This window comes from Variovorax sp. P2_H12, from assembly GCF_056403395.1.
On the sequence record NZ_JBFUFO010000320.1, the window covers coordinates 1 to 367 of the forward strand.

The window sequence follows — 367 nt, forward strand, 5'->3', positions numbered from 1 at the left end:
CCGGAGAGGACGGCCGGTCCCAGAGCGGTCGACCAGAGGCGGGCGGCCAGCCCCAGGTGCGCGACGGACGCGGCGACCCTGCGCTCGGGGGTACGGAGCCGGGCCGCAACAGTGTCGATGCGGGCCGTGAGCGGTGCCGTCTCCCCCGCGTACAGGAGGGCGAGCGGACGGTGCGCGCCGCCGGGCACCGGTGTTCCGCGCAGGGCGAAGAATCCGCCCACCGACGCCGCCCCGGCCTGCTCCATGCGCTGCTCCTTCACGGGCCCCCCGGTCACTCGTAGTGACGACCCGGCCACCCCTGGGGCCAGGTCTCACCATTCACCGTATCCGTGTGGATGATCGTCCTGAGGCTCGGCAGGGAGAGGAC

The 367-nt window shown here is 73.8% G+C and carries 1 protein-coding gene; it reads right to left on the bottom strand.

The window, feature by feature from the left end:
* Positions 1-245, bottom strand: a 245-nt coding sequence (locus AC1DYK_RS36310) for a hypothetical protein (RefSeq protein ID WP_478170676.1), incomplete at its 3' end; no start/stop codon positions are given.
* Positions 246-367: the final 122 nt, after the last annotated feature.